Origin of the sequence: Peribacillus sp. FSL H8-0477, from assembly GCF_038002765.1 — a bacterium.
Lineage (GTDB): Bacteria > Bacillota > Bacilli > Bacillales > DSM-1321 > Peribacillus.
Genome location: NZ_JBBODE010000001.1, coordinates 1,569,849 through 1,592,734, shown reverse-complemented (window position 1 = coordinate 1,592,734; position 22,886 = coordinate 1,569,849). Strand labels below are relative to the sequence as shown.

Sequence of the window (22,886 nt, the reverse complement as noted above, 5' to 3'; positions counted from 1 at the left end):
GTTCTGCGGAATTATGATATAATCTCTGAATAAGGAAAGAGAGGGTTCGTTTTGGAAAAAAGAAAAGAACTATTTTCATGGATTAAGGCAATTGCCATTGCAGTTATCCTGGCTTTTGTCATTCGGACTTTCACCTTTGCACCAATTATCGTCGACGGTGAGTCCATGATGCCCACCCTACAGGACCATGAAAGACTGGTACTTAATAAGTTTGGAACCAACATTGACGATATTGAACGGTTTGATGTAGTGGTATTCCATGCAACTGAGAAAAAGGATTACATTAAACGAGTAATCGGTAAGCCAGGCGATCATATTGAATACAAGGATGATACGCTCTATATAAATGGCAAAGAATATAAAGAACCATACTTAGATGAATACAAGCAGGAAATGGGCGGCGAGCTGCTAACTTGGGATTTTAAGCTTGAAGATAAAACCGGCAGTATGACTGTGCCCGAAAATGAATTATTCGTTATGGGTGATAATCGTCAAAATAGCTTAGACAGCCGAGAAATTGGTACAATTTCTATTGATGAAGTTGTAGGAAAAGCAAATTTTGTCTATTGGCCGATTAATGATTTTAAAATTGTTAAATAAGAGTAGAAAAAAGCAAGACACTATACCACGGTGTCTTGCTTTTTCGTTCTCGGCACTCCATCTTCCATTGACTACAAAGAGACTGTTTGGTCATACTTATGAATAGCATCATCGATGCCACAGGATAATTTATCATTGATTTGCTCCCACTTTTCTATTATCTTTAGTCTATGTGGAAAAAAAAGTTAATCAATATTTACATAAAGTTATTGAATTCCACCCTTCGTTGTTCGTTCTATAGATTAAGCCACTGGATATACATGAAATGGAGACTTGTGGAATGGATATCGCTAAAGATTTAATCGCTCAGTATGGGTATTTCGCTATCTATGGAATGCTTGCATTAGGAATGATTGGACTGCCAGTACCTGATGAAATTTTAATGACATTTGTAGGATACTTAACATCTACTTCTGTGTTGAATTTTAAATTAGCTGTACTTGTTAGCTTTTTGGGGGCAATTACAGGGATGATGGGGAGCTTTTTTCTTGGTAGAAAATTGGGCAAGCCCCTGCTAACGAACCATGGGAAATGGATTAAATTGACACCGGCTAGATTAGCAATGGCCGAAAGATGGTTTGAACGTTATGGTCCGTGGACCATTGTCATTGGTTATTACATTCCAGGCATCCGACATTTGACTTGCTATTTTTCAGGCATCAGCGGCATGAGAAAAAGGCAGTACTTCTTGTATGCCGGAGTTGGTTCATTAAGCTGGTGTATCGTGTTTAATCTCATTGGTTATTATATCGGAGTCATTACCTAAGAGGGCGAACAAGGTGGAATATTATGAACTTAATGCTAGAATAGAAGCATCATAAATGAATAGGAGCTGTAAAATATGGATCAAATTAATTGGACAAATGAAATCGAGAGCAGGAAATTAGATTTATTGTTAGACACTCAGAACTTGCTGAAGATCAAGAGTGTAATGGATGAGGAGAATTCAACAGAGCAGGCTCCCTTTGGTGAAGGTGTAAAGAAAGCACTGGATTATATGCTGGAGTTAGGAAAGAAGGATAACTTTACTGTTAAATCTGTTGATCATGTGGCTGGTCATATCGAAATGGGTGAAGGGGAAGAATTAATCGGTATTCTTTGCCATGTCGATGTTGTACCTGAAGGTGACGGCTGGGCATCAGATCCGTTTGGTGCAGAAATCAGAGATGGTAAAATCTTTGCTCGTGGTGCAGTTGATGATAAAGGTCCAACGATGGCGGCTTATTATGCAATGAAAACGATTCGGGAGCTTGGTCTGCCGTTAAATAAACGAGTACGAATGATTATTGGAACGGACGAAGAATCAGATTGGCGTTGTGTAGATCGTTATTTTGAAACAGAGGAAATGCCGACAATCGGTTTTGCTCCTGATGCCGACTTCCCGATTATTAATGCAGAAAAGGGGATTTGGGACTTTTCTCTTGTACAAGAACCAAGCAGTGAAAGTGAAAAAGGCGAACTAGAGATTATAGACTTCTCGTCCGGAAGAAGAACAAATATGGTTCCTGATTATGCTAGTGCTAGAGTGAAACTTACCGACCCATCAACGTTAACGAGTCAATTTACTGATTACCTCAAAAAACACTCTTTAAAGGGTAATGCTGCTATTGAACGAGATGAAGCCTTACTTGAACTTGAGGGAGTATCCGCCCATGCAATGGAACCAAATAATGGGGTGAATGCAGGCTTATATTTGGCTGCTTTTCTTTCAGAACTGCAATTGCCTGCCCATGCAAAGACCTATTTTACATTTATTCAAAATCAGCTTTTTGGAGATACTCGCGGAAACCGATTGAACCTAGCATTTTCCGATGAAATCACTGGAGAATTAACATTGAATGCGGGCAAATTCAGTTATTCAAGTCATGGAGAAGGTATGATAGGTTTCAGTATGCGTTACCCTGTCACCTATGATTGGGAAGCGAACAAATTAAAGCTAGAACTAGAATTACCTGACTTTACGGTTGTGACGAATTCCCATTCAACACCACATTATGTCGATAGCGACAGTTTCTTAATTCAAACCCTTAAACGAGTATATGAAGAAGAAACAGGTGACCAAGCTGAACTTCTTTCTATCGGGGGCGGAACGTACGCAAGGTCATTGAAAGAAGGGGTTGCTTTTGGACCATTATTCCCAGGAAGTGAAGACATCGCCCACCAAAAGGATGAATATATAGATATAGACGATATGCTTAGAGCTGCGGCTATTTATGCCCATGCCATTTACGAATTAGCTAAATAATCGGGCGGGGAGGAAAAGATGTTGGAAAAACTGATTTTTAATGGAGAATTCATCAATCGTTCAGCTGGTAAAGTGGACGTAGAAGACCGAGGATATCAGTTCGGTGATGGGGTGTATGAAGTAATCCGTGTATATAATGGGGAATTGTTTACAAGTCAGATGCACCTTAATCGATTAATTGACAGTGCTAAAAAGATTTCCTTAGACGTAGGATACACAGCAGCAGAACTTGAAATCCTGATACAGCAGCTAGTCACTGAAAATCAGTTGACTTTTGGTACGGTTTATATGCAGTTCACCCGAGGAGCAGCACCTAGAAATCATGCTTTTCCAGTGGATAAAATACAATCGGTTTTTGTTGCCTACACGAAAGAAATTCCATACGGCGGTGAAGTGAAATCGGGTAAACAAGCGATTACAACGGAGGATATCCGCTGGCTGCGGTGTGATATTAAGAGCTTAAACTTACTTGGCAATATCTTAGCAAAACAACAGGCAGTGGAAAAGGGTTGTTTTGAAGCCATTCAACATCGAGGAGATACGATTACAGAGGGAAGTTCTTCTAATATCTCGATTGTGAAGGACAATGTACTATTTACCCATCCTCCTGCTAACCTGATATTAAATGGTATTACGCGAAGGGTAATGCTGCAGCTCTGTCAAACGAATGGAATAACCTATCGTGAAGAATCTTTCACTATTGCTGAAATGATGAATGCTGACGAGGTTATTATGACAAGTACGAGTGCTGAAATTACTCCCATTACATTAATTGATGGAAAAGCAATCGGAGCCGGGGAACCAGGACCAATAACCAAAAGACTTCAGCAGTTGTTTCACCAAGAAATTGAAACGCAGTGTGGTCGAATATAATCTACTATAATGAAATGCTCTTGCCTAGTTAAGGCAAGAGCTGTTTCGTTTTTTTTGAAATTAAGTACTTTGTGATACTATTAAAGGAAATGGTAAAGAAAGGATTTGTTTATTTATGAATTCAGCTGCGCATTTCTTCTTTGCTCTTACCTTGCCTGAACAAATGAAGGAAGAACTTCATTTACAATCTCAGAAATTACAAAAGGATTTTCCTTTTAAAAAGTGGCTTCATCGCGATGATTATCATATTACACTTGCTTTTCTTGGGAATGCTTCAGACACTCAAAGACAGGAGGCAGTCCGTCTTGTCGAAAGCAGCTTGAAGAATGAAACCAGCTTTGAACTCACACTGGATGGCGCAGGGATATTTGGAGACAAGAAAAGTCCACGAATTCTTTGGGCAGGTATAGAAGAATCTGAAAAGCTGAGGACGATTCAGCAAAAAGTCTATGATGCATGTATAACAGCTGGATTTAAACTGGATAAAAAACCCTTTACACCACATATAACACTAGCAAGAAAATATACAGGCGAACAGTTTTCTCTTGAGAGTTTGCAACATACAGCCGATAGTAAACAGACAGCAGATTTTACTGCAACTAAGGTTAGTTTATATCAAACACATTTAGGTGTCTCTCCTTCTTACGAATCAATAGAGACCATTTATTTACGACCTAATACATAAAATTTAGGGGGGATGAGTTGAATGGGACAGCTCATTAAACTGCAGGATTACATTTCAAGATATGAACAGGACATTTATCGTTATCCCCTGCAGTTTGTACGTTTAAAGCAACAGCAATGGGAGAAGTTAAAGACAGCTTTTTTAGCTGGGGAACTTGAGACCCTTTATGGCAATCAGCCCGAAGACATACAAGCAGAAGTTTGGCAGGAAGGGAAGAATAGGTTTGGTACTAAGCTGAAAAAAATGTTCAGCCGTCAGGCGAAATCTGAGGTGACTGAACTAGAAGCACTTCCTGTTATGGAAAGAAAAGAATTTTCATTACGTTTCTCTTCTACGCCAAATAGTTTAGAGGAACTTAAACAGACCTATTTAAATCAACTTATTCGTTTTCAATTAAAATGGGGAAGTTCAACGATTCAAGAAAAATCGTATATTAACCAGACCTTTTTTCTCGATGAAAAGCTGCGCTTCTTTTTACAGCGTTTTCCTGATACATGCTTGATTCTGTATAAACCCATTTTTTTATTAAAAAATGCCCCTGTCGAAGGAGAGGTGATTATTGTCACTCCTACAGAAGTCTGGTGTATCGCTTTCTTAGAAGATGGTGATGATGCGGCCTTTATGGGCTCAAGTGATCGGTTTTGGCTCCGTAAGCATCATTTACATTCCGATAAAAAAGTGTTAAATCCGATGCTTTCTGTAAACAGAATGGGTAAAATTGTTAAAAGGATAGGTTCAATCTATGAATCGCCGCTTCCCATACATAAAGTCATATTATCTCGAAATGGGTATATAGATTATCCACAATCACCTTATGATATAGAAATAGTTGATAAACGAAGCTTTCCAGCTTGGTTTAAAAAAATGAGAAATGCAGGATCCCCTTTAAAGCATCAGCAACTAAAGACCGCACAGGCACTGCTTGATTATTGCCAAACAACTTCTAGCAGCCGAGTAGAATGGGAAACTGAAATAGATGGAGAAGCAGAAGATGATTACAGAACATAATAGTTTGAATCAAGAAGGAGAAAGACTGGCGATCAATCGGATTTATTTTATTGTAAATCCAGCTGCCAAGAATGAACGCAGCCAAAAGCTCTGGGGGAAAATAGAAAGCAGTCTAAACATACCGCACACCGTTTTTTATACCGAACAGAAGGGACATGCAGAGTCTATCGTTAGAGATATTCTACAGAAAACAACATATCGGACGCTGCTCGTTTCTGTAGGAGGCGATGGAACCCTTCATGAGGTCATTAATGGTGCGCAAGGATTCCCTCATGCAGTTATTACTAGTATCCCGGCAGGATCAGGAAATGACTTTGTAAGAGGTATTCAAAAGACGAAAAATGTTAAAGAAGCACTAGACCTTATAGCCCAAGCTGAATCTTCCCAAGCAGCTGTGGATATAGGTGAGTTTATGATTGACGGTGAACAGAGACATTTTGTAAATAGTATTGGGATAGGCATTGATGCCGAAGTCATCTATGCCATGAATCAATCAAAGATTAAAAAATGGTTTAATATTTTCAAGGCAGGGAAACTTGCATATATCTATACATTTATTAAAAAAGTGATTACCTATAAGAGAAGCGATATGGAAATCAGTATCGATGGAAAGGACTTCTATTTTAAAAATGTATGGTTTATTGTGGTGGCGAATCAATCATTTTTTGGCGGCGGCATGAACATCTCGCCAGCGTCAAAGACCAATGATGGCAAGTTTGAGGTGCTGGCTGTACATACGATTTCCCCTCTTAAATTGCTCCTCGTATTTATCTCCGTTTATTGGGGAGGACATCTTCGGATTAAACACGTGGATATGTTCACTGGGAAGACAATACGGATTCACTCCATTGATTCAGTGAAAATACAGGCTGATGGAGAATTCGTTGGTAGCACAAGTGTAACTATTCAAGTGGCAGAGCGTGATTTACACGTATGTCAAAAAAGATAGATAACGATTAAAAGAATATTATAACCAATAAAACGCTTCCGTTACCAAATAAAAGGGTTTTGTTATCATTTTTGCCTATATTAGGTAGTATTTCGTAGAAGATTGTCGGATACTACTTGACGTAAGAAAGGCTTTTAACTAAAATTTAATAAGATAGCTATTGTTAAATGCTCAATAGCTGTCTTTTTTATTCTTAAGGAAATTTATCAAGTTCATTATAATAGATTGTTTGGAGTACGACTGTTTATATTCTGTGCTGATTCAAAAGTGCTTGATCGTATTAAGTGAGGAAATTGAAGGTGAACCATTTGGAAGATATATTAGGTGAGGGGTGGGATGTTTATCCCGCTGGAGGGGCAACAGGAGAAGCCTTCATTGCTGTAAATGACCAACAGAAACTTTTCCTGAAACGTAACTCTTCGCCATTTTTGGCTGTTCTGTCTGCGGAGGGAATTGTTCCTAAGTTAATGTGGACAAGACGCCTGGAGAATGGGGATGTCATTACGGCTCAGCACTGGTTGAATGGCAGAGAGCTTAAGCAAGCTGAAATGGATAAAGAACCAGTTGCAAAACTTCTGCGGAAAATCCATCAGTCTCAACCGCTGTTAAGCATGTTGAAAAGACTTGGGAAATCCCCTCTAAGGCCTGAAGGTATACTTACAGAAATTGAAACGAACATAGAACAGGACATATTAAATATTCCAAAGGTTTCTCAGGCGTTCTCCTTTTTGCGAGAAAACCTTTTGTTAATTGAATCCAATGAAACGGCTGTATGTCATTGTGATATTAATCATAATAATTGGCTGCTGACTGATGCTGGAAAGCTTTATTTGATTGACTGGGACGGGGCAATGATTGCGGATCCGGCTATTGATCTAGGCAGTCTTTTGTATACCTATGTTCCAAGGGAAAATTGGAGTGATTGGTTGGAACGCTACGGTCTAAGCTTGGATGCCGGCTTAGAAATGAGAATGAAGTGGCACGCCATTTCCCAATTACTATCCTTTATTCAATGGCATAAATCAAAGAATCGTTTAGAAGAAATGGCGGCTCTTTTAGAACGACTAGGCTACGTGCTTGAATCGTAATTAGGAATACTGGTCAATTTCGTCTACCCATTCAGATAGCTGACCTTGGTGTTCGGAAATATGGCTGTCTAAATCAGCAGTTCCGGCTCCTGTTTGGCCATAACGGTAAATCTCTTCTAGTATTGTTAGTGCGCTTTGATCAATATCCATATTGATCATGAGTGATTTAACCAGTCGTTCGACTTGCTCGCATTCCGCAACGGATCCACAACAATCAGTTTGTTGATTAGTTAAAATATCCTTTAATAAAGAGAATTGATCTTGTTGAGATAAGGGCATCTTTTATCCTCCTTGGGGTATTGTTTCTTCTTTAAATAGGATGTGTGTTTCGAATGGTTTTATACCTAAACTAAACCCGCGGCGTGCAGCAGCGGTTTCTTTTGGTGTTGCAGGATGCCATGCTCTCATGGTATGGTTTGAACGAAATCTTATAATTAGGGGTGTCAGTATGCGTTTAAGAAATAAGCCCTGGGCTGACGAACGTTTGGGAGAGTTCCCAAACTATGCAATAGCTCAGCCGGAAAGTCATAAGGGAAAATGGCGGGAATTGTTTGGAAACGATCATCCGCTTTATATTGAAGTAGGAACAGGAAAAGGCCGCTTTATTACGGAAATGGCCAAAGCTCATCCGACTATTAACTTTATTGGAATTGAAGTATATAAAAGCGTCATTGTATCGGCACTTGATTTACTAATTGAAGCGGCCGTGCCAAACCTAAAGCTTTTAAGTGTGGATGCAGTAAACCTTGCTGATTATTTTGAAAAAGGTGAAGTGGACCGGGTGTATTTAAACTTCTCAGATCCTTGGCCAAAAACTCGTCATGCCAAAAGACGCCTCACGCATATTTCATTCTTGGGTATCTATGAATCCATCCTACCGGAAAAAGGTGAAGTTCATTTTAAAACGGATAACCAAGGCTTGTTTGAATCCTCTTTATTGAGTATTTCCGATTATGGAATGAAGTTGAACTTTATCAGCTTAGATTTGCATAACAGTTCATTTGAGGGAAATATCATGACCGAGTATGAAGAAAAGTTTTCTAAAAAAGGCAATCGAATTTATCGATTAGAAGCACAATATCGTTAAGAAACGCCTGGGCAATTACCCAGGCTTTTTTTTATGGGACAGTATTCTAAAAATTTTAAATAGTTGGTCAGTAATGATACAATTTAAGAAAAGGAGGGGGAATATGGAAACCTTACAATTGGGTAATATTAAGTTAACCTGGCTAAACGGTGGAGTAACCTTTTTAGACGGCGGTGCAATGTTTGGTGTTGTGCCAAAGCCATTATGGGCAAAAAAGTATGCACCAAATGAACATAATCAGATTGAATTAAGAACCGATCCTTTGTTAATCCAAACAAATGGCTTAAATATTTTACTTGAGTCGGGATTGGGAAATGGGAAGTTTGATGAGAAGAAGAAACGGAACTTTGGGGTTTTGGAAGAATCATCTGTATTAACAGATTTAAAGGCATTAGGACTAACGGCGGATGATATACATATCGTGTTGATGACACATCTTCATTTCGACCATGCATGCGGATTAACGGAGCTGAAGGATAATCAATGGGTGTCGGTTTTTAAACAGGCAGTGATTATTACTTCGCAGATTGAATGGGATGAAATGAGGGACCCGAATATCCGTTCAAAAAATACGTACTGGAGAGAAAATTGGGAAGCTGTATCTAGTCAAATAAAACCTTACGAAAAGGAAATTGAAATTACGAAAGGGATTAGAATGGTTCATACAGGAGGACATAGCAACGGGCATTCCATTGTTATTATCGAAGATGGTGATGAAACCTTACTCCATATGGGCGATATCATGCCGACTCATGCTCATTCAAATGTACTTTGGGTTCTTGCTTATGATGATTATCCAATGGATTCCGTCTACCAAAAACAAAAGTGGATGAAGACGGGATTAGAGAAACGAGTCTGGTACAGTTTTTATCACGATGCCTATTACCGGGCAATAAAATGGGATCAGACAGGTAAACAAGTGATTGATGAAGTGAAAAGAATCCGCTGATTGATTTAAAGGCAGCGACAATCTTCTCCGGACAGGGGTACCAGTTTTGCGCTGAATTACTTAATTATAAACTATAAGGGGCAGACTACGAGTAGTCTGCCCCCCATTATATTGATTATTTTTGTGTTAAATCAATGATAGTGCCTGTTGAGGCATCAGCAGCAAAATCAAACTGTTCAAGGAGTCCGTCGGTATAACGAGTAATTCCGCCTTTAAAGACTTGATAGTCTAAATCATTTTTTTGATAATTTTCTGGCTTCATAACAATCCATGAACCATATATTTTACCATCTTTTTTAACAGATTCTTTTACTGAGGCTAATACTTTTTCTGGTGATGGCCCACAGTTTTGTTCAAGAGCTTGCTTAGCTGCATATCCTGCTGCAAATCCAGCGGCAGCACCTAATAATAAATTTTTATAATTCATAAATGTTCCCCTCCTGCTTGATATCTTTTTGGTCTCTTGTTCTAGTATACAAAAAAAACGGACAAAGCCCAATAATTGGACGGTACATGTTTGAACAAACCAAAAACATAACAATATTTAACAAGCAAATGGTATAATAACATCATTCAAAATATAAGAATCTAACTAAAATAGGTATGTACATAAAAAAGTAAAGATTAGGGGTTATAAAATGGATCAAGAGACTTTATCGCTGTTTAAGACATTAACAGAGCTGCCGGGTATTGCGGGAAATGAACACGATGTCCGTAAATTCATGCGAACTGAGCTTGAAAAGTATTCTGATGAATTGATTCAGGATGGATTAGGCAGCTTGTTTGGCGTGAAAAAAGGGGACGAAGATGGCCCTAAAATTATGGTAGCCGGGCATATGGACGAAGTAGGGTTTATGGTAACATCCATTACGGATAATGGAATGCTCCGTTTCCAAACGATTGGCGGCTGGTGGAGTCAGGTCTTATTAGCCCAAAGGGTTGAGATTATCACTGATAAAGGCCCTGTTATTGGGGTTATTGGCTCCGTACCACCACATTTACTTGAAGAATCACAGCGTTCTAAGCCAATGGATCAAAAAAATATGTTAATTGATATTGGTGCAGACAGCGCCGAAGATGCAAAAAAAATTGGAATTAGACCGGGGCAAGCCATCGTTCCTATCTGTCCATTTACTCCAATGGCTAATCCAAAAAAAATTATGGCTAAAGCTTGGGATAATCGCTATGGGTGCGGATTAGCAATCGAATTACTCAAAGACCTAAAAAATGAGAAACTCCCTAATACACTTTTCTCAGGTGCTACAGTGCAAGAAGAAGTGGGCTTAAGAGGCGCACAAACAGCTGCATTTATGATTAAGCCCGATTTATTCTTTGCGTTAGATGCAAGTCCAGCAAATGATGCTTCAGGGAATAAGAATGAATTTGGCCAGCTTGGTAACGGTGCTTTGCTTCGCATTCTTGACCGCTCAATGGTAACACATAAGGGGATGAGAGAGTTCATCCTTGATACAGCTGAAACAAATGACATTCCTTATCAGTATTTTGTTTCTCAAGGCGGGACAGATGCCGGAAAGGTTCATATTGCTAATGATGGAATCCCAAGTGGGGTAATTGGAATTTGTTCGAGGTACATTCATACGCATGCCTCCATTATTCACATTGATGATTATGCCGCCGCTCGTGAGTTAATAGGAAAATTAGTTAGGGCTTGTGATCGTTCAACAGTAGAAAGTATTAGAAATAACGGATGATACAAACCGGCAATGATTAGGTAAACAGGCGAGTCCTGTTTGCTTAGATCAGTGCTGGTTTTTTGAATGGAGTGAACGAAAATGAAAATAGCAGTGGGAAGTTCTAACCCTGCAAAGGTAGAAGCTGTACGGACTATTTTTAACAAAGATGAATTAGTGACCCTGAACGTTGATTCTGGGGTATCTGAACAGCCTTTCTCAGATGAAGAGACAATAGAGGGTGCTGTTAACCGAGCTAAAAATTGTTTGAATGAAAGTGATGCTGAACTTTCCATCGGCCTTGAAGGAGGCGTCGTGGATACAAAGCATGGCATGTTTGTCTGTAACTGGGGTGCATTAGTGACAAGGAAGAATGAAGTGTTCATTGCTGGCGGGGCACGAGTCCTGCTTCCTGAAAGTATCGCAAAGCGACTGCGAGCTGGAGAAGAGTTGGGACCTGTAATGGATGATTTTACCCAAAGTCATAATATTCGAATAAAAGAAGGGGCAATAGGGATATTTACGAATAACCGGGTCACGCGGGCAGAGATGTTCTTGCATATTGTTCGGATGCTTGCTGGGCAGTATGAATATAAGGAACGAAACGTATAAGAAGGTGAAGATTAGGGCATTTTTAAAATACTGGATATGCCAGTAAATTATTAAGAATGTGGGATGATGTATGATTATTCCGAAATCAATACGTATCTTATGTGTTGCCGCCTGCGTAACAACTGGCTGTTCTTATGAAGATCATTCAAATAAAGCAAAAGAAGCGGCTGAAACTGTCTTTTTTGATGCTTCATTAAAGCCTGACTATCAAACAGAAACTATAAAATTGTATTTGCCAGAAGACTTTATTGTAGCGGAAGAGAGTGAAAATAATTTTATATTAGAAAAAAGCGGGAATCCATATATCTTATTTGTGAATCCCCATGAAAATCGAAAGAGTCGAACGTTATATGAGACCGTAAAGCAGTTGAACAATAAGGATATTGACCTTGCAAACTTTGAAGATCGAGAAAGCTTCGGCTTTATAGCGATTAGAGATTTAGATGAGAAAAAATACGAGGTATCAGTTGGAATTGGGGGAGTTAAATTAACGACAGAAACGAGTGAAAAAAATCTGTCTGATGAGGCTGCCCAAATGATGGCGATTGTGGACTCTATTGCACAAAAGTAAACAACCTGAAATTCCAAATTGGAACTTCAGGTTGTTTTATTTAGATACAGCTGGTTGTTCAAACGTTATCTCTGTCTTTTCAAGCTCGAATTGAGAAACAACATTTTGTAGGTCCCCTGCAATATAACTTAACTCAGATGCAGCTTCGCTGACCTGGTTAATGGCAAGGAGCTGACTCTCACTTGATGCACTTACTTCTTGTGATGAACCTGCGGATTGTTCAGAAATGGAATAGATTTCACCAAGCTTATGCGCAAGGACATTATTGTAATCTTGAACTTCTTTGACAGAAAGCTGCACATTTGAAATTTTGGAACTGATTCGGTTGACATGATTAACAATGTTTTCAAAAGCATTTTTTGTCACGATTACGGAAGTACTCTGTACATTTTTATATTCATTGAATTTCTTTGCTTCAATCATTAATTTTTCCATTTGATCATTCATAGATTGGACTAGATTTTGTATGGTCTGTGCTTCAAATTTTGACCGCTCAGCCAGCTTTCGAACTTCCTTTGCAACGACACTAAACCCTCGACCTGCGTCACCCGCTCTAGCTGATTCAATCGCTGCATTTAACGCGAGTAAATCTGTATTCTCAGCAATTTCTTGAATCGTTCCAACAATACTTGCAATTGCATGTGACTTTTCAGATGCGCTTTGAACTTGTCGGGTCAAATGCGTCGCTAATTCGAGAAATTGTTCTGATGTATTATGAAGACTTTCTACGGTTTTTAATCCTTCTTGCCCCTCAATTACGGTTTGTTGTGCTTCAGCTTGTATTTCTTTGCTAAGTATTTCCGTACCGAGGATAGAATTAGATACATTCTTCATAATACCGTTGCTTTCTTCAAGTTCAGATGTCTGTTGACTAGCCCCCACTGCCACTTGTTTGACAGCTATATTAACTTGGATAGATTGAGCAGATGTTTCTTCAGAAATGGCTGCAAGATGTTGAGAGGATGAGCTTAACTTTTCAGCCGAATTACGGACCTCAAGTAATGATTCTTTTACTCGATCAGCCATGATATTAAAGGTGTCAGCTACAGCGACCATCTCATCTTTGTGCTTCATAGAAACACGGTGCGTCAAGTCACCGCTGCCGATTTTTTCAGCACCTGATTTTAAGGCGGTAATCGATGAATTAATCGTTTTTAAGAGAAACGTTCCTACTAAAAATAAAATAATAATAATCAATAGACTAATCCCAATTAATGAATAGGTTAGTTGTTGAATTTTCTTTTGCTGTGTTTGATTTAAGACTTCCTGTTCTTGGCTGGCCATTTTTTCTAGATCGACAGCGGCTGCCTCGACAGATTTACCAAGCTTATCGAAAGAGAGATTCATACTGGTTGTCTTTAAGTACGCTGAAACAATTGAACTTAGGACTTTTTGATAGGTATCCATTTCTTTAACTATTTTTTCTTTTTGTGATCCGGTTAGAGACGAATCTTCCAAAAGTGTAAGGAAAGTAGATAAACGATTGCTGTAGTCACTATACGGTTCTTGTTCTTTCGTAAGTAGATACTGATTCTCTAGGAGCCTCAGTATGAAGAATTCGTCAATCAGAGATTGATTACCTGCTTGATTTAATAATTGTGACACGTTACTGCCTGATTGGTTTATTTCATTATTTAGACCTTCATTAAGGGAGTAACCCATTTCAACATACAAAGCAGCAAGCTTCTTGAAATTCGTTGTATAATCGATTACACTCTTTTCAATTTTTTCAAAGTTAGCAGCTATTTCAGGATAGTCACTGTATTCTTTCTTTAATTCAGCTGTTTGTTTTTGTACATCGCTAATATTATTTTCTACCAACTTTGCACCGGTTTTTTGTGGATTTCTTAAATATTGACGCTCAAATTTACGAGTTGTGGCCATGTCGTATTTAACGTCTTTTATCTGAGAGACAGCAGTATTTAAAATTACCTCTTCATTGCGTACATTCTTTTGCATAGTGGATGAATATAGATTAAAAGCAATTAATGCTATGACCCCTGCTAAGGTCATATAAAGAATAATACTAATCTTTGCTCGTATTGTTTTCATTTCGTCCTCTCTTTCTAATGGGTTACGTACGGAAGGACCAAAATACAGATATGGTTGAAAATTGTTAAAATACTAAATAATTACTATATTATAAATATAATTTACCAGTATAACAATAGTTTTTTGTCAATTTTGACCAGTACACCTAATTTATATAGACTAATGGTCATGTTTTTACTTTTCTTTTTCACGCGACAGGTTGCGTATTATTGGTTGTCCTAACGTTTGTTTGGTATTATCAAGGTACATAACTGTCGTTGAAATGAAATAGCAGGAGGAATTATAAATGAAGCATTTAGAATCAGTTGAACAATTTGAGGAAATGAAAAAGGAAGGGAAATATATATTCTTATTTTCCGCTGGCTGGTGTCCTGATTGTCGAATCATTGAGCCGCTTCTTCCAGAGGTTGAAGAGAAATATCCAGAGTTCACGTTTATCTATGTAGACCGTGACGAGTTTATTGATATTTGTGCACAGAATGATATATATGGAATCCCAAGTTTTCTGGCTTATAATCAAGGCAAAGAAACTGGGCGATTTGTCAGTAAGGACCGGAAAACAAAAGAGGAAATCGAAACATTTATTGAATCATTATAAGACTTCACTTTCGGTATATTGGAAAGGATTATCTTATAGAGAGAATAGCAGGAGGCAATCGAAATTATGAAAATGGATAGCAAGAAAATGGTCAAGGCGTTACAAGAGCGGTTAGACCAGAGCAAACGCAGTTTTCAATATGATAGTAAGCAGGATACCTTGCGGATTGTAAATACAGATACAAAAAAAGGAATTACAGTAGAAATTTCAAAAATTGTGGCTAATTGGGAAAACGTTCAAGATAAAGCCATTGACGAAGTGGTTTATTATGTAGAAGAAGCCTTAAAAGTAATGGGAGAACAACATTCACTTCAGGGAAAAGAGAAACAAATCTTCCCCGTTGTCCGTTCAACATCATTTCCTGATGAATCGGAAAGTGGGAACAAGTTTTTATTTGATGACCATACAGCAGAAACGCGGATTTACTATGCTCTAGACTTAGGAAAGACGTATCGTTTAATCGATCATACCATGCTTGAACAGGAAGATTGGGATGCGGATCGAATCCGAGAAATAGCTCGTTTTAATGTCCGTTCCTTACCAACCCCTGTGAAGGCAGATACTGTGGCAGGGAATACATTCTATTTTCTCAATACGAATGATGGTTACGATGCAAGTAGGATTGTTAATGAAGCGTGGTTAAAAGAAATGAAGGCCTCTATGAAAGGAACGATGGCAGTAGCCATTCCTCATCAGGACGTTATTATCATTTGTGACATCGAAAATGAAACGGGGTACGATATTCTCGCGCAAATGGCTATGAGTTTTTTCACTAGTGGTCATGTACCAATAACCGCCTTATCGTTTCTTTATGAAGACGGGGAGCTTGAACCTGTTTTTATTCTTGGGAAAAACAAAAAGCGTTAACAGTAAAGGGCTGCCAATCTATATTGGCAGTCTTTTCTGTTTCATTATTCTTGTATCCCTGTGACTATTCCGATTATCTCACCTATGTTTGCTTTTTGATGGACACTTCTAAACCAATCGTCCCCAATTAAGAAATATTCATTGTTATTTAAGGTCATGCTCTCCATTTCTAAATCAAATATTTCCTCCAAATTAGTTTGTTTCATATACTTTTTATTTTTATCTACAAAAGAAAAGTAATCATTTTTATTCATTCCTAATCGATGTGCCTTTCCATAAAAGGCACTAAGTTTTTTATCATTAATATATATTTGACCTTTTTCAATTTTTACACGTTCTCCAGGAAGACCAATCACACGAGTGACAAGTAAATCTACTTCTTGATTTCTTGTTACTACAACGTTGCCTCGTTCAATTGTTACATCCTCAGTTTTAAAATCGATAATTAAATCCTTATCAAATAATTCGTGATTTCCTCTTTCCATAGTATCTAATAAATAATGATAGGTTTCTAATCCATCTTCCAGTTCTTCGACGAGTGGTAAAACTTTCGGGGTAGCTGCATCATGAATTTCATTTTCTGAAGTTGTTACCTTAGCGCATCCTGCTAAAAAGAAAATTAAGAAAAAAATCGTACAATTCTTTCCCAAAATGCTTCCCCCAATCAAAATAGAGTAGTCACTAACTGTTATATTATGTATTCAAATAAAAATACCTTTGAACTTAGTCATAAAAATATGAATATCCAGGGACGTCAAATAGTGCTTCTATGATTAAAACTCATGATTAAACTATTTTAGAAAATGATTTAACGAATGTATGAAAAGAAAGTGTAAGTAAAAACACTCACATATATCGAGCTTCATTTTTTGTTTTTATGACTGAGTGTAATAGCTGAAACTACTTGTAATGCAAATAAAATATTTTATTAATATAGATTTCCCGTAGAAAGGATTATGATGATAGGGTGATGAAACTTTAATGTTTATTGTCTTTAACCGATAAAAACTATGTTGATATAAAATTTAATGTTTAAAAGGTATATAAAGAGGGTTGTATAGAAGAGGACTTATGTAAAATAAGTTCTTCTTTATTTTTCCTAATCACGGATATTTACTCCAAATTTTCTTGAATCCTGTTAGAATGAACATTGACTACATGTAAGCAGAAAGAGTGATTGTAATGAAATGGTTAAATACGTTTAAAAAATGGTTTCAAACGGAAGAGGAAATTATTGAAATTGAAGAGATTATTATAGATGAGCCACTTGAACCAAAAGAATTAGTAGATTTAGATTTTTCAAAGCATAAATCAGCACAGAATTGGCGTTTAGAGCAAGAGAAGGAAAAGAAAAAGAAGGAACAGCATTTATTACAAGCACATAACACGTCTAGAGATCCAGACACCAAAATCTTATTTCAATATCCTAAGGGACAATTTAAATTCCCTGTTATTCCTGATCATGCAGAGAAAGAATCGAGACCAAGACGTGTACGAACGAAAGAACCTGTAAAACCAGGTAAAACAGAACGGCGTGCTACTGGTAAGAAGAGTCATACCGAAAAGCCAGCCGCCAAAATTAATACAAAAAAAGAAGAAGTAACAAATAAAATAATGCCATCGAAAAAACCTTTTCGTCCAACGGAAATTCCTTCGGCTGTTTATGGTTTTCAACGGCCGAGTAAGATTGTCAGTCACACAGAAGAAATCATTGAATATGAATTAAAAACTGTTAAATCGGCTATTCCATTAACGGAGTCACTGCCGCTGGATATACCAGCGGTCTATCGTAAGGAAGATAGTTTAATAGACCTTGAATCCAGCACCGACCCTAACGAGCAGGAAAAGAAAGAACTGATTGAACGCTTAGAATTAAGTGAAAGTGCCGGTGCAGAAGTAGCGGCAGGTATTTTAGAGCCCGCTTATTATCAAGAAACGGGTAACAAACCTGAACCAATTGAGGTTGTACTAAAAGAAGAAGCCGTCGAAGAAATGGAGCCGGAATCTTTTGGAATAGAAGAACGTGTGATACAAACAGAAGAATCAGCTGAAATTGAGACACCTCAAGTTGAGGAGGATTTGACTAAAACAGTAAAAAAACATATCCCATTTAATGTGATGATGTTAAAAAAGGATAAAGAAAAAATCACATCTTTTGTACCAAAGGCTCAAAAAAAAAGTCTTCTAACGGAAGAAACGGTTAAACCACAGGAAAAAGTAGAGACTAACCAGACTACTTATATTGTATCTGAGGAAGAAGTGGCAAGCGGCGTTGAGGAAGTATCGTCTATAGATGCAATTAATACGACAAGTACGGATATAGATGTAGAAGCTGAACATGAAGTTACGGAAACAGCTGGAATTGCAGAGAATGTTCAAGAAGAAATAACAGCGATTCCTACGATGGTGAGTCTCAATGATGTAAACCAAAGTGATCAACAGCCTGAATCGTCTACGATCATTCAAACAGAGGTACAGCTGGAAACGGAAAATCCCTACTATGTTTTCCCAAGTGGTGATTTATTAACACCCGCAGCTCCTCCAGAAAATGATCAAATATGGGTCGAGGAGCAGAAAGCTATTCTAGATGGTACGCTAAAGAATTTTAATGTGCGTGCCCGAGTGGTAAATGTTACACAGGGACCAGCTGTTACACGCTTTGAGGTACAGCCAGAGCCTGGGGTTAAAGTCAATAAGGTCACTAATTTAATGGACGATATCAAGCTTAGTCTTGCAGCAGAAGATTTGAGAATGGAAGCTCCTATTCCCGGGAAACATACGATTGGTATAGAAATCCCAAATCGAAAGAGTAAACCAGTGTTTTTACGTGAAGTGCTGGAAAGTGATCCATTTACATCCAATGACTCACCGTTAACAGTTGCTTTAGGCCTAGATATTTCTGGTCAGCCGGTGGTTACCGACTTGAAAAAGATGCCTCATGGTCTTATTGCGGGTGCAACGGGATCAGGGAAGAGTGTTTGTATCAATTCAATGCTCGTGAGCCTATTATATAAAGCAACTCCACAGGAACTTAAATTATTGCTGATTGACCCTAAAATGGTGGAACTGGCGCCATATAACCGGATTCCTCATCTGGTCAGTCCTGTTATTACAGATGTAAAGGCTGCAACAGCTGCGCTTAAATGGGCTGTTGATGAAATGGAACGCCGGTATGAATTATTTGTTCACGCTGGTGCTCGTGATATTGGCCGCTATAACCAGAATGCTGAAGCTGCCGGCCAATATGCAAATAAACTACCTTATATCTTAATCATAATTGATGAATTAGCTGATTTAATGATGGTTTCACCAGCTGATGTAGAGGAAGCCATTTGCCGGATAGCCCAAAAGGCCAGGGCATGCGGAATTCATTTGATTGTGGCCACACAGCGTCCTTCTGTGGATGTCATCACCGGTTTGATAAAGGCTAATATACCAACTAGAATTGCTTTTTCGGTCTCATCTCAGGTGGATTCTCGGACAATTATTGACAGTGGTGGAGCTGAGAAACTCTTAGGCAAAGGGGATATGCTTTTTGCTGAGAATGGTTCATCAAAAACGGTACGCCTTCAAGGAACATTTGTGAATGATGATGAAATTGATGCGGTTGTACAGCATGTTAGAAATGAGCAGCAGCCAAATTATTTATTTGAACAAGAAGATTTACTCAACAAAGTTCAGGCTACAGAGGATAGTGATGATTTATTCTTTGAAGCATGCGAATTTGCCATTGCTCAAAGTGCAGCCTCTGCTTCAAGTCTGCAAAGACGATTCCATGTCGGCTATAATCGGGCAGCCCGGTTAATTGAGATGATGGAGCGTCAAGGAATCGTTTCGGAATCTAGAGGAAGCAAGCCCAGAGATGTATTAATTACAGAAGAAGAATTAGAATTCCTTCAGGACAAGAGTCTTGTGAAATAATTCTAAATAACTAATTTTTATTCGTGAAAATAGTTGGGTCTAGGTACAAAGATAGAGTAAGCAAATGAAATCTTTCTAAGATGGTTGATTTGAAGAAAAAGTGCTATAATTATTTTCGTTGACTGAATTTAAGTAACACCCATTTATATTAAAAAAGTGTGTTTAATCAGGAGATATGGTTGTCCAAATTGAAATCTGACAGTATCGTCAGACGCAGGTCAGGACTTTTACTTTTCCTCGTTAAAGGCAAATAAAAGATAACGTCATATACTGTCATACAGATAGACGATTGTTGGAGGTTCTATATATGACCGTTTACCATTTTGTTGGTATCAAAGGTTCAGGCATGAGTGCGCTTGCCCAAGTGCTGCATGATCTTGGTTATCAGGTTCAAGGATCCGACTATGAAAAGAGATTCTTTACGCAGCTAGCATTAGAAAAATCAGGTATCCCAATTCTTTCTTTCACAGAAGAAAATATTCAGCCGGACATGACTGTCATCGCTGGAAATGCATTTCCAGATACACATCCCGAAATAGTCCGAGCAATGGAACTAGGGTTGCCAGTTATTAGGTATCACCGTTTCCTTGGTGATTTCATGAAGCGTTATACAAGTGTGGCTGTAACAGGTGCACACGGTAAGACGTCAACCACTGGATTACTCGCCCATGTAATGGGAGGAGCAGAACCAACATCTTATTTAATTGGAGATGGCACTGGAAAAGGAATCGTTGATTCGGCATACTTTGTTTTCGAAGCATGTGAATACCGCAGACATTTCCTTTCATACTCTCCGGATTATGCAATCATGACCAATATTGATTTTGATCATCCAGATTACTTTGCGAATATTGAGGATGTCGTAGATGCATTCCAGCAGATGGCTCTTCAAGTTAACAAAGGAATCATTGCTTGTGGTGATGATGAACATTTACAAGGAATTCAAGCGAAGGTTCCCGTTATTTTTTATGGCTTTGCTGAAGAAAATGATTTCCAAGCAAGAAATATTTCTATTTCCGAACAAGGAACAACGTTTGATGTAAATGTTCGTAATACGTATTATGAAACGTTTACGATTCCGACATTTGGAAAGCATAGTGTTCTTAATGCTCTTGCTGTCATTGCGCTTTGTCAATATGAAAATTTAGATACTGAAGCAGTGAAGGAGCATTTAGCAACATTTGGTGGAGTAAAACGTCGTTTCTCAGAAAAGATAGCAGGATCTCAAGTTATCATTGATGATTACGCGCATCATCCAACTGAAATTAAGGCAACTGTTGATTCAGTAAGACAAAAGTACCCGGAACGTGAAGTGGTAGCTGTCTTCCAACCTCATACTTATTCAAGAACACAAGCGTTCCTTGACGACTTTGCAGAAGCATTAAATCTTACAGACAAGGTTTATCTATGTGAAATCTTTGGTTCAGCACGTGAGAACCAAGGGAAACTTTCGATTCAAGATTTATTAAAGAAAATTCCAGGGTCTGAACTTATAACAGAAGACAATATGTCCGTACTTAAGCAGTACGAAACAGGCATTATTTTGTTTATGGGAGCTGGAGATATTCAGAAATTCCAAGTTGCTTACGAGCAGCAAATTGAACTTAATTAAGAAAAGCAGCCGAGCCGGAGAAACCCGTGCTCGGTTTTTTTGTTAGAAAAAAGCGAGTGCTAACCCCAGACGGGAATAAGTGCTGGCGAAGCGCAAATATAGAGGAAATACCCCCATAGGGTATCCGCGGCGTAGGAAGATTAAAAGATAGCGACCCATTTATATAAGAACCTAAAACTAATATACCCAGGTGGGTATTTTGTGTTCAAATTTAGTGCCTAGACGGGATTATGCTAGTCTCAGACGGGAATACAGCTGTTCCAGACGGGAATACCCTTGATCGAGACGGGAATACACCCCCCTCAGACGGGATTAAGTGCTGGAGAAGCACAAATATAGAGGAAATACCCCCATAGGGTATGCGCGGCGTAGGAAGATTAAAAGATAGCGTCCCATTTATATAAGAACCTAAAACTAATATACCCAGGTGGGTATTTTGTGTTCAAATTTAGTGCCTAGACGGGATTATGCTAGTCTCAGACGGGAATACAGCTGTTCCAGACGGGAATACCCTTGATCGAGACGGGAATACGCCCCCCTCAGACGGGATTAAATGCTTTATTATAGGAAATACCCCCCAGGGTCAGCGTCCCTCCATCAGAAGTGCAGGATCATTTGCATAAAATTAAGTGTACAAAAAAATGATCCAATAATTTGGTAACGGGTTCGGTATTGAAGTAGAAAAAGTACAATAACGAATCAATTTGAAGTCCAATTCTCATATGAATTGGGCTTCATTTATTTGGTGCTATATAAGGGTTTCAATGATTTTAACGAGTCAATTAGCAATTAGATTAGCATTCCAATTCCCAAGAATCTGCTGCTCAGCAGACACCTTGCGAAAAGTGTGCTAAAATGCTTGAAAAATAAGTATGCTAATGATATGACCAATTTAGATATGGGAGGACGATAACATACAGAAGAGGTGGTAAATTGATAAAGATTTTAATAGGAATAACGTCTCTCATATTTATACTTATTGGTATCTTACACGTTTTTTGGGCATTTGGTGGAAGTTGGGGAGTAAATACGGCTCTTCCAACTAAAGATGACAGTAAATTACCAGTTTTACGACCAAGAATGTTAGGTACACTTTTTATCGGATTACTATGCTTTTTTGCATCTGTACTTCTATTAGTTCAAATAGATTTGTTCGCAGTCATAAAATCCTCCCATCTTTCAAAATGGCTTTGTATAGCTGGAGGAATTGTTTTCTTGTTACGTGCTATTGGTGAAGGAAAATATGTAGGTTTTTTCAAGAAAATCAAACATACTAGATTTGCAAAACAAGATACCGCCTTCTATTCACCTCTTTGTGTATGGCTTAGTTTCATTTTTTTGCTAGCATCATTTATATGAGATTTCGACAATCTACATATTGCTGAGCGAACTGCTCAAGTGGTGAAATAGGTTTTCAACGTATCACGAACAAATGGCGAAATTCAACAATAAAAGCAATGGAAAATGAATTCCATTGC

22 protein-coding genes are annotated in these 22,886 nt (G+C 38.3%); 18 read left to right on the top strand and 4 right to left on the bottom strand.

The window, feature by feature from the left end; all coding sequences use genetic code 11:
* Positions 1-51: 51 nt before the first annotated feature.
* The 8 genes from lepB (MHI18_RS08035) (at position 52) to MHI18_RS08000 (ending at position 7,448) form a co-directional block, all read left to right on the top strand.
* Positions 52-600 (top strand): signal peptidase I, encoded by a 549-nt coding sequence (lepB, locus tag MHI18_RS08035; protein WP_340846869.1) that lies wholly within the window; start codon positions 52-54, stop codon positions 598-600.
* Between the two features lie 280 nt (positions 601-880).
* Entirely contained in the window at positions 881-1,366 is a 486-nt protein-coding gene (locus tag MHI18_RS08030) for a DedA family protein (protein WP_340846868.1), read from the top strand.
* A gap of 75 nt (positions 1,367-1,441) precedes the next feature.
* Positions 1,442-2,845, top strand: a complete 1,404-nt coding sequence (gene pepV / locus MHI18_RS08025) for a dipeptidase PepV (protein WP_340846867.1) — start codon at positions 1,442-1,444, stop codon at positions 2,843-2,845.
* A 21-nt stretch (positions 2,846-2,866) separates the two neighbouring features.
* Entirely contained in the window at positions 2,867-3,718 is an 852-nt protein-coding gene (gene dat / locus MHI18_RS08020) for a D-amino-acid transaminase (protein ID WP_340846866.1), read from the top strand.
* A gap of 115 nt (positions 3,719-3,833) precedes the next feature.
* On the top strand, positions 3,834-4,403 hold the full coding sequence (thpR, locus tag MHI18_RS08015; protein WP_340846865.1) for an RNA 2',3'-cyclic phosphodiesterase: 570 nt from the start codon (positions 3,834-3,836) through the stop codon (positions 4,401-4,403).
* A gap of 21 nt (positions 4,404-4,424) precedes the next feature.
* Positions 4,425-5,411 (top strand): NERD domain-containing protein, encoded by a 987-nt coding sequence (locus MHI18_RS08010; protein WP_340846864.1) that lies wholly within the window; start codon positions 4,425-4,427, stop codon positions 5,409-5,411.
* Positions 5,395-6,360, top strand: coding sequence for a diacylglycerol/lipid kinase family protein (locus MHI18_RS08005; protein ID WP_340846863.1), 966 nt, complete (start codon positions 5,395-5,397; stop codon positions 6,358-6,360). The genes MHI18_RS08010 and MHI18_RS08005 overlap by 17 nt, the downstream gene beginning before the upstream one ends.
* Positions 6,361-6,668: 308 nt before the next feature.
* Positions 6,669-7,448: a phosphotransferase family protein gene (locus tag MHI18_RS08000; protein WP_340846862.1), complete on the top strand. Its 780-nt coding sequence runs from the start codon at positions 6,669-6,671 to the stop codon at positions 7,446-7,448.
* Here the strand turns inward: MHI18_RS08000 and MHI18_RS07995 are convergent, their stop codons facing one another.
* Complete coding sequence (locus tag MHI18_RS07995; protein ID WP_340846861.1) at positions 7,449-7,727, bottom strand: YtzH-like family protein; 279 nt, start codon at positions 7,725-7,727, stop codon at positions 7,449-7,451.
* Positions 7,728-7,896: 169 nt separating this feature from the next.
* On the opposite strand from MHI18_RS07995, the gene trmB reads away from it, so the two are divergent.
* Together trmB and MHI18_RS07985 are read left to right on the top strand one after the other, a co-directional pair.
* Complete coding sequence (gene trmB, locus MHI18_RS07990) at positions 7,897-8,535, top strand: tRNA (guanosine(46)-N7)-methyltransferase TrmB (RefSeq protein WP_340846860.1); 639 nt, start codon at positions 7,897-7,899, stop codon at positions 8,533-8,535.
* 103 nt (positions 8,536-8,638) lie between these two features.
* Positions 8,639-9,484, top strand: coding sequence for a YtnP family quorum-quenching lactonase (locus MHI18_RS07985; RefSeq protein WP_340846859.1), 846 nt, complete (start codon positions 8,639-8,641; stop codon positions 9,482-9,484).
* Positions 9,485-9,599: 115 nt separating this feature from the next.
* On the opposite strand, the gene MHI18_RS07980 is transcribed toward MHI18_RS07985, so the two are convergent.
* A complete protein-coding gene (locus MHI18_RS07980) occupies positions 9,600-9,911 on the bottom strand; it encodes a peptidase M4 (RefSeq protein WP_040372439.1) in 312 nt (103 codons plus the stop codon).
* 211 nt (positions 9,912-10,122) lie between these two features.
* Between MHI18_RS07980 and MHI18_RS07975 the strand changes: the two genes are divergently transcribed.
* The 3 genes from MHI18_RS07975 to MHI18_RS07965 all read left to right on the top strand — a co-directional run bounded on the left by MHI18_RS07975 (position 10,123) and on the right by MHI18_RS07965 (position 12,358).
* A complete protein-coding gene (locus MHI18_RS07975) occupies positions 10,123-11,196 on the top strand; it encodes a M42 family metallopeptidase (RefSeq protein WP_340846858.1) in 1,074 nt (357 codons plus the stop codon).
* 81 nt (positions 11,197-11,277) lie between these two features.
* On the top strand, positions 11,278-11,787 hold the full coding sequence (locus MHI18_RS07970; RefSeq protein ID WP_340846857.1) for a DUF84 family protein: 510 nt from the start codon (positions 11,278-11,280) through the stop codon (positions 11,785-11,787).
* A 70-nt stretch (positions 11,788-11,857) separates the two neighbouring features.
* On the top strand, positions 11,858-12,358 hold the full coding sequence (locus tag MHI18_RS07965) for a hypothetical protein (RefSeq protein WP_340846856.1): 501 nt from the start codon (positions 11,858-11,860) through the stop codon (positions 12,356-12,358).
* Positions 12,359-12,394: 36 nt separating this feature from the next.
* On the opposite strand, the gene MHI18_RS07960 is transcribed toward MHI18_RS07965, so the two are convergent.
* Positions 12,395-14,410 carry a methyl-accepting chemotaxis protein gene (locus MHI18_RS07960; protein ID WP_340846855.1) on the bottom strand — a complete coding sequence of 672 codons (2,016 nt, stop codon included), beginning with the start codon at positions 14,408-14,410 and terminating at the stop codon, positions 12,395-12,397.
* A 286-nt stretch (positions 14,411-14,696) separates the two neighbouring features.
* Between MHI18_RS07960 and MHI18_RS07955 the strand changes: the two genes are divergently transcribed.
* Together MHI18_RS07955 and MHI18_RS07950 are read left to right on the top strand one after the other, a co-directional pair.
* Positions 14,697-15,008, top strand: a complete 312-nt coding sequence (locus MHI18_RS07955) for a thioredoxin family protein (RefSeq protein ID WP_340846853.1) — start codon at positions 14,697-14,699, stop codon at positions 15,006-15,008.
* A 72-nt stretch (positions 15,009-15,080) separates the two neighbouring features.
* Complete coding sequence (locus MHI18_RS07950; protein WP_340847617.1) at positions 15,081-15,875, top strand: DUF1444 domain-containing protein; 795 nt, start codon at positions 15,081-15,083, stop codon at positions 15,873-15,875.
* Between the two features lie 44 nt (positions 15,876-15,919).
* Here the strand turns inward: MHI18_RS07950 and lepB (MHI18_RS07945) are convergent, their stop codons facing one another.
* Positions 15,920-16,525, bottom strand: coding sequence for a signal peptidase I (lepB, locus tag MHI18_RS07945; RefSeq protein ID WP_340846852.1), 606 nt, complete (start codon positions 16,523-16,525; stop codon positions 15,920-15,922).
* Positions 16,526-17,057: 532 nt separating this feature from the next.
* Between lepB (MHI18_RS07945) and MHI18_RS07940 the strand changes: the two genes are divergently transcribed.
* The 3 genes from MHI18_RS07940 to MHI18_RS07930 all read left to right on the top strand — a co-directional run bounded on the left by MHI18_RS07940 (position 17,058) and on the right by MHI18_RS07930 (position 22,767).
* Positions 17,058-19,796, top strand: coding sequence for a DNA translocase FtsK (locus MHI18_RS07940; RefSeq protein WP_340846851.1), 2,739 nt, complete (start codon positions 17,058-17,060; stop codon positions 19,794-19,796).
* A 307-nt stretch (positions 19,797-20,103) separates the two neighbouring features.
* Positions 20,104-21,408, top strand: coding sequence for a UDP-N-acetylmuramate--L-alanine ligase (murC, locus tag MHI18_RS07935; RefSeq protein WP_340846850.1), 1,305 nt, complete (start codon positions 20,104-20,106; stop codon positions 21,406-21,408).
* Positions 21,409-22,341: 933 nt separating this feature from the next.
* Complete coding sequence (locus MHI18_RS07930) at positions 22,342-22,767, top strand: DUF3995 domain-containing protein (protein WP_340846849.1); 426 nt, start codon at positions 22,342-22,344, stop codon at positions 22,765-22,767.
* The last annotated feature ends 119 nt before the right edge of the window (positions 22,768-22,886 follow it).

Bases quoted from the DNA above. Each gene is read 5' to 3' on its own strand.
- MHI18_RS08030 (WP_340846868.1), top strand. From the start codon at position 881: ATGGATATCGCTAAAGATTTAATCGCTCAGTATGGGTATTTCGCTATC.
- pepV (WP_340846867.1), top strand. From the start codon at position 1,442: ATGGATCAAATTAATTGGACAAATGAAATCGAGAGCAGGAAATTAGAT.
- thpR (WP_340846865.1), top strand. From the start codon at position 3,834: ATGAATTCAGCTGCGCATTTCTTCTTTGCTCTTACCTTGCCTGAACAA.
- MHI18_RS08010 (WP_340846864.1), top strand. From the start codon at position 4,425: ATGGGACAGCTCATTAAACTGCAGGATTACATTTCAAGATATGAACAG.
- MHI18_RS08005 (WP_340846863.1), top strand. From the start codon at position 5,395: ATGATTACAGAACATAATAGTTTGAATCAAGAAGGAGAAAGACTGGCG.
- MHI18_RS07995 (WP_340846861.1), bottom strand. From the start codon at position 7,727: ATGCCCTTATCTCAACAAGATCAATTCTCTTTATTAAAGGATATTTTA.
- trmB (WP_340846860.1), top strand. From the start codon at position 7,897: ATGCGTTTAAGAAATAAGCCCTGGGCTGACGAACGTTTGGGAGAGTTC.
- MHI18_RS07985 (WP_340846859.1), top strand. From the start codon at position 8,639: ATGGAAACCTTACAATTGGGTAATATTAAGTTAACCTGGCTAAACGGT.
- MHI18_RS07980 (WP_040372439.1), bottom strand. From the start codon at position 9,911: ATGAATTATAAAAATTTATTATTAGGTGCTGCCGCTGGATTTGCAGCA.
- MHI18_RS07975 (WP_340846858.1), top strand. From the start codon at position 10,123: ATGGATCAAGAGACTTTATCGCTGTTTAAGACATTAACAGAGCTGCCG.
- MHI18_RS07970 (WP_340846857.1), top strand. From the start codon at position 11,278: ATGAAAATAGCAGTGGGAAGTTCTAACCCTGCAAAGGTAGAAGCTGTA.
- MHI18_RS07965 (WP_340846856.1), top strand. From the start codon at position 11,858: ATGATTATTCCGAAATCAATACGTATCTTATGTGTTGCCGCCTGCGTA.
- MHI18_RS07960 (WP_340846855.1), bottom strand. From the start codon at position 14,410: ATGAAAACAATACGAGCAAAGATTAGTATTATTCTTTATATGACCTTA.
- MHI18_RS07955 (WP_340846853.1), top strand. From the start codon at position 14,697: ATGAAGCATTTAGAATCAGTTGAACAATTTGAGGAAATGAAAAAGGAA.
- MHI18_RS07950 (WP_340847617.1), top strand. From the start codon at position 15,081: ATGGATAGCAAGAAAATGGTCAAGGCGTTACAAGAGCGGTTAGACCAG.
- MHI18_RS07940 (WP_340846851.1), top strand. From the start codon at position 17,058: ATGAAATGGTTAAATACGTTTAAAAAATGGTTTCAAACGGAAGAGGAA.
- murC (WP_340846850.1), top strand. From the start codon at position 20,104: ATGACCGTTTACCATTTTGTTGGTATCAAAGGTTCAGGCATGAGTGCG.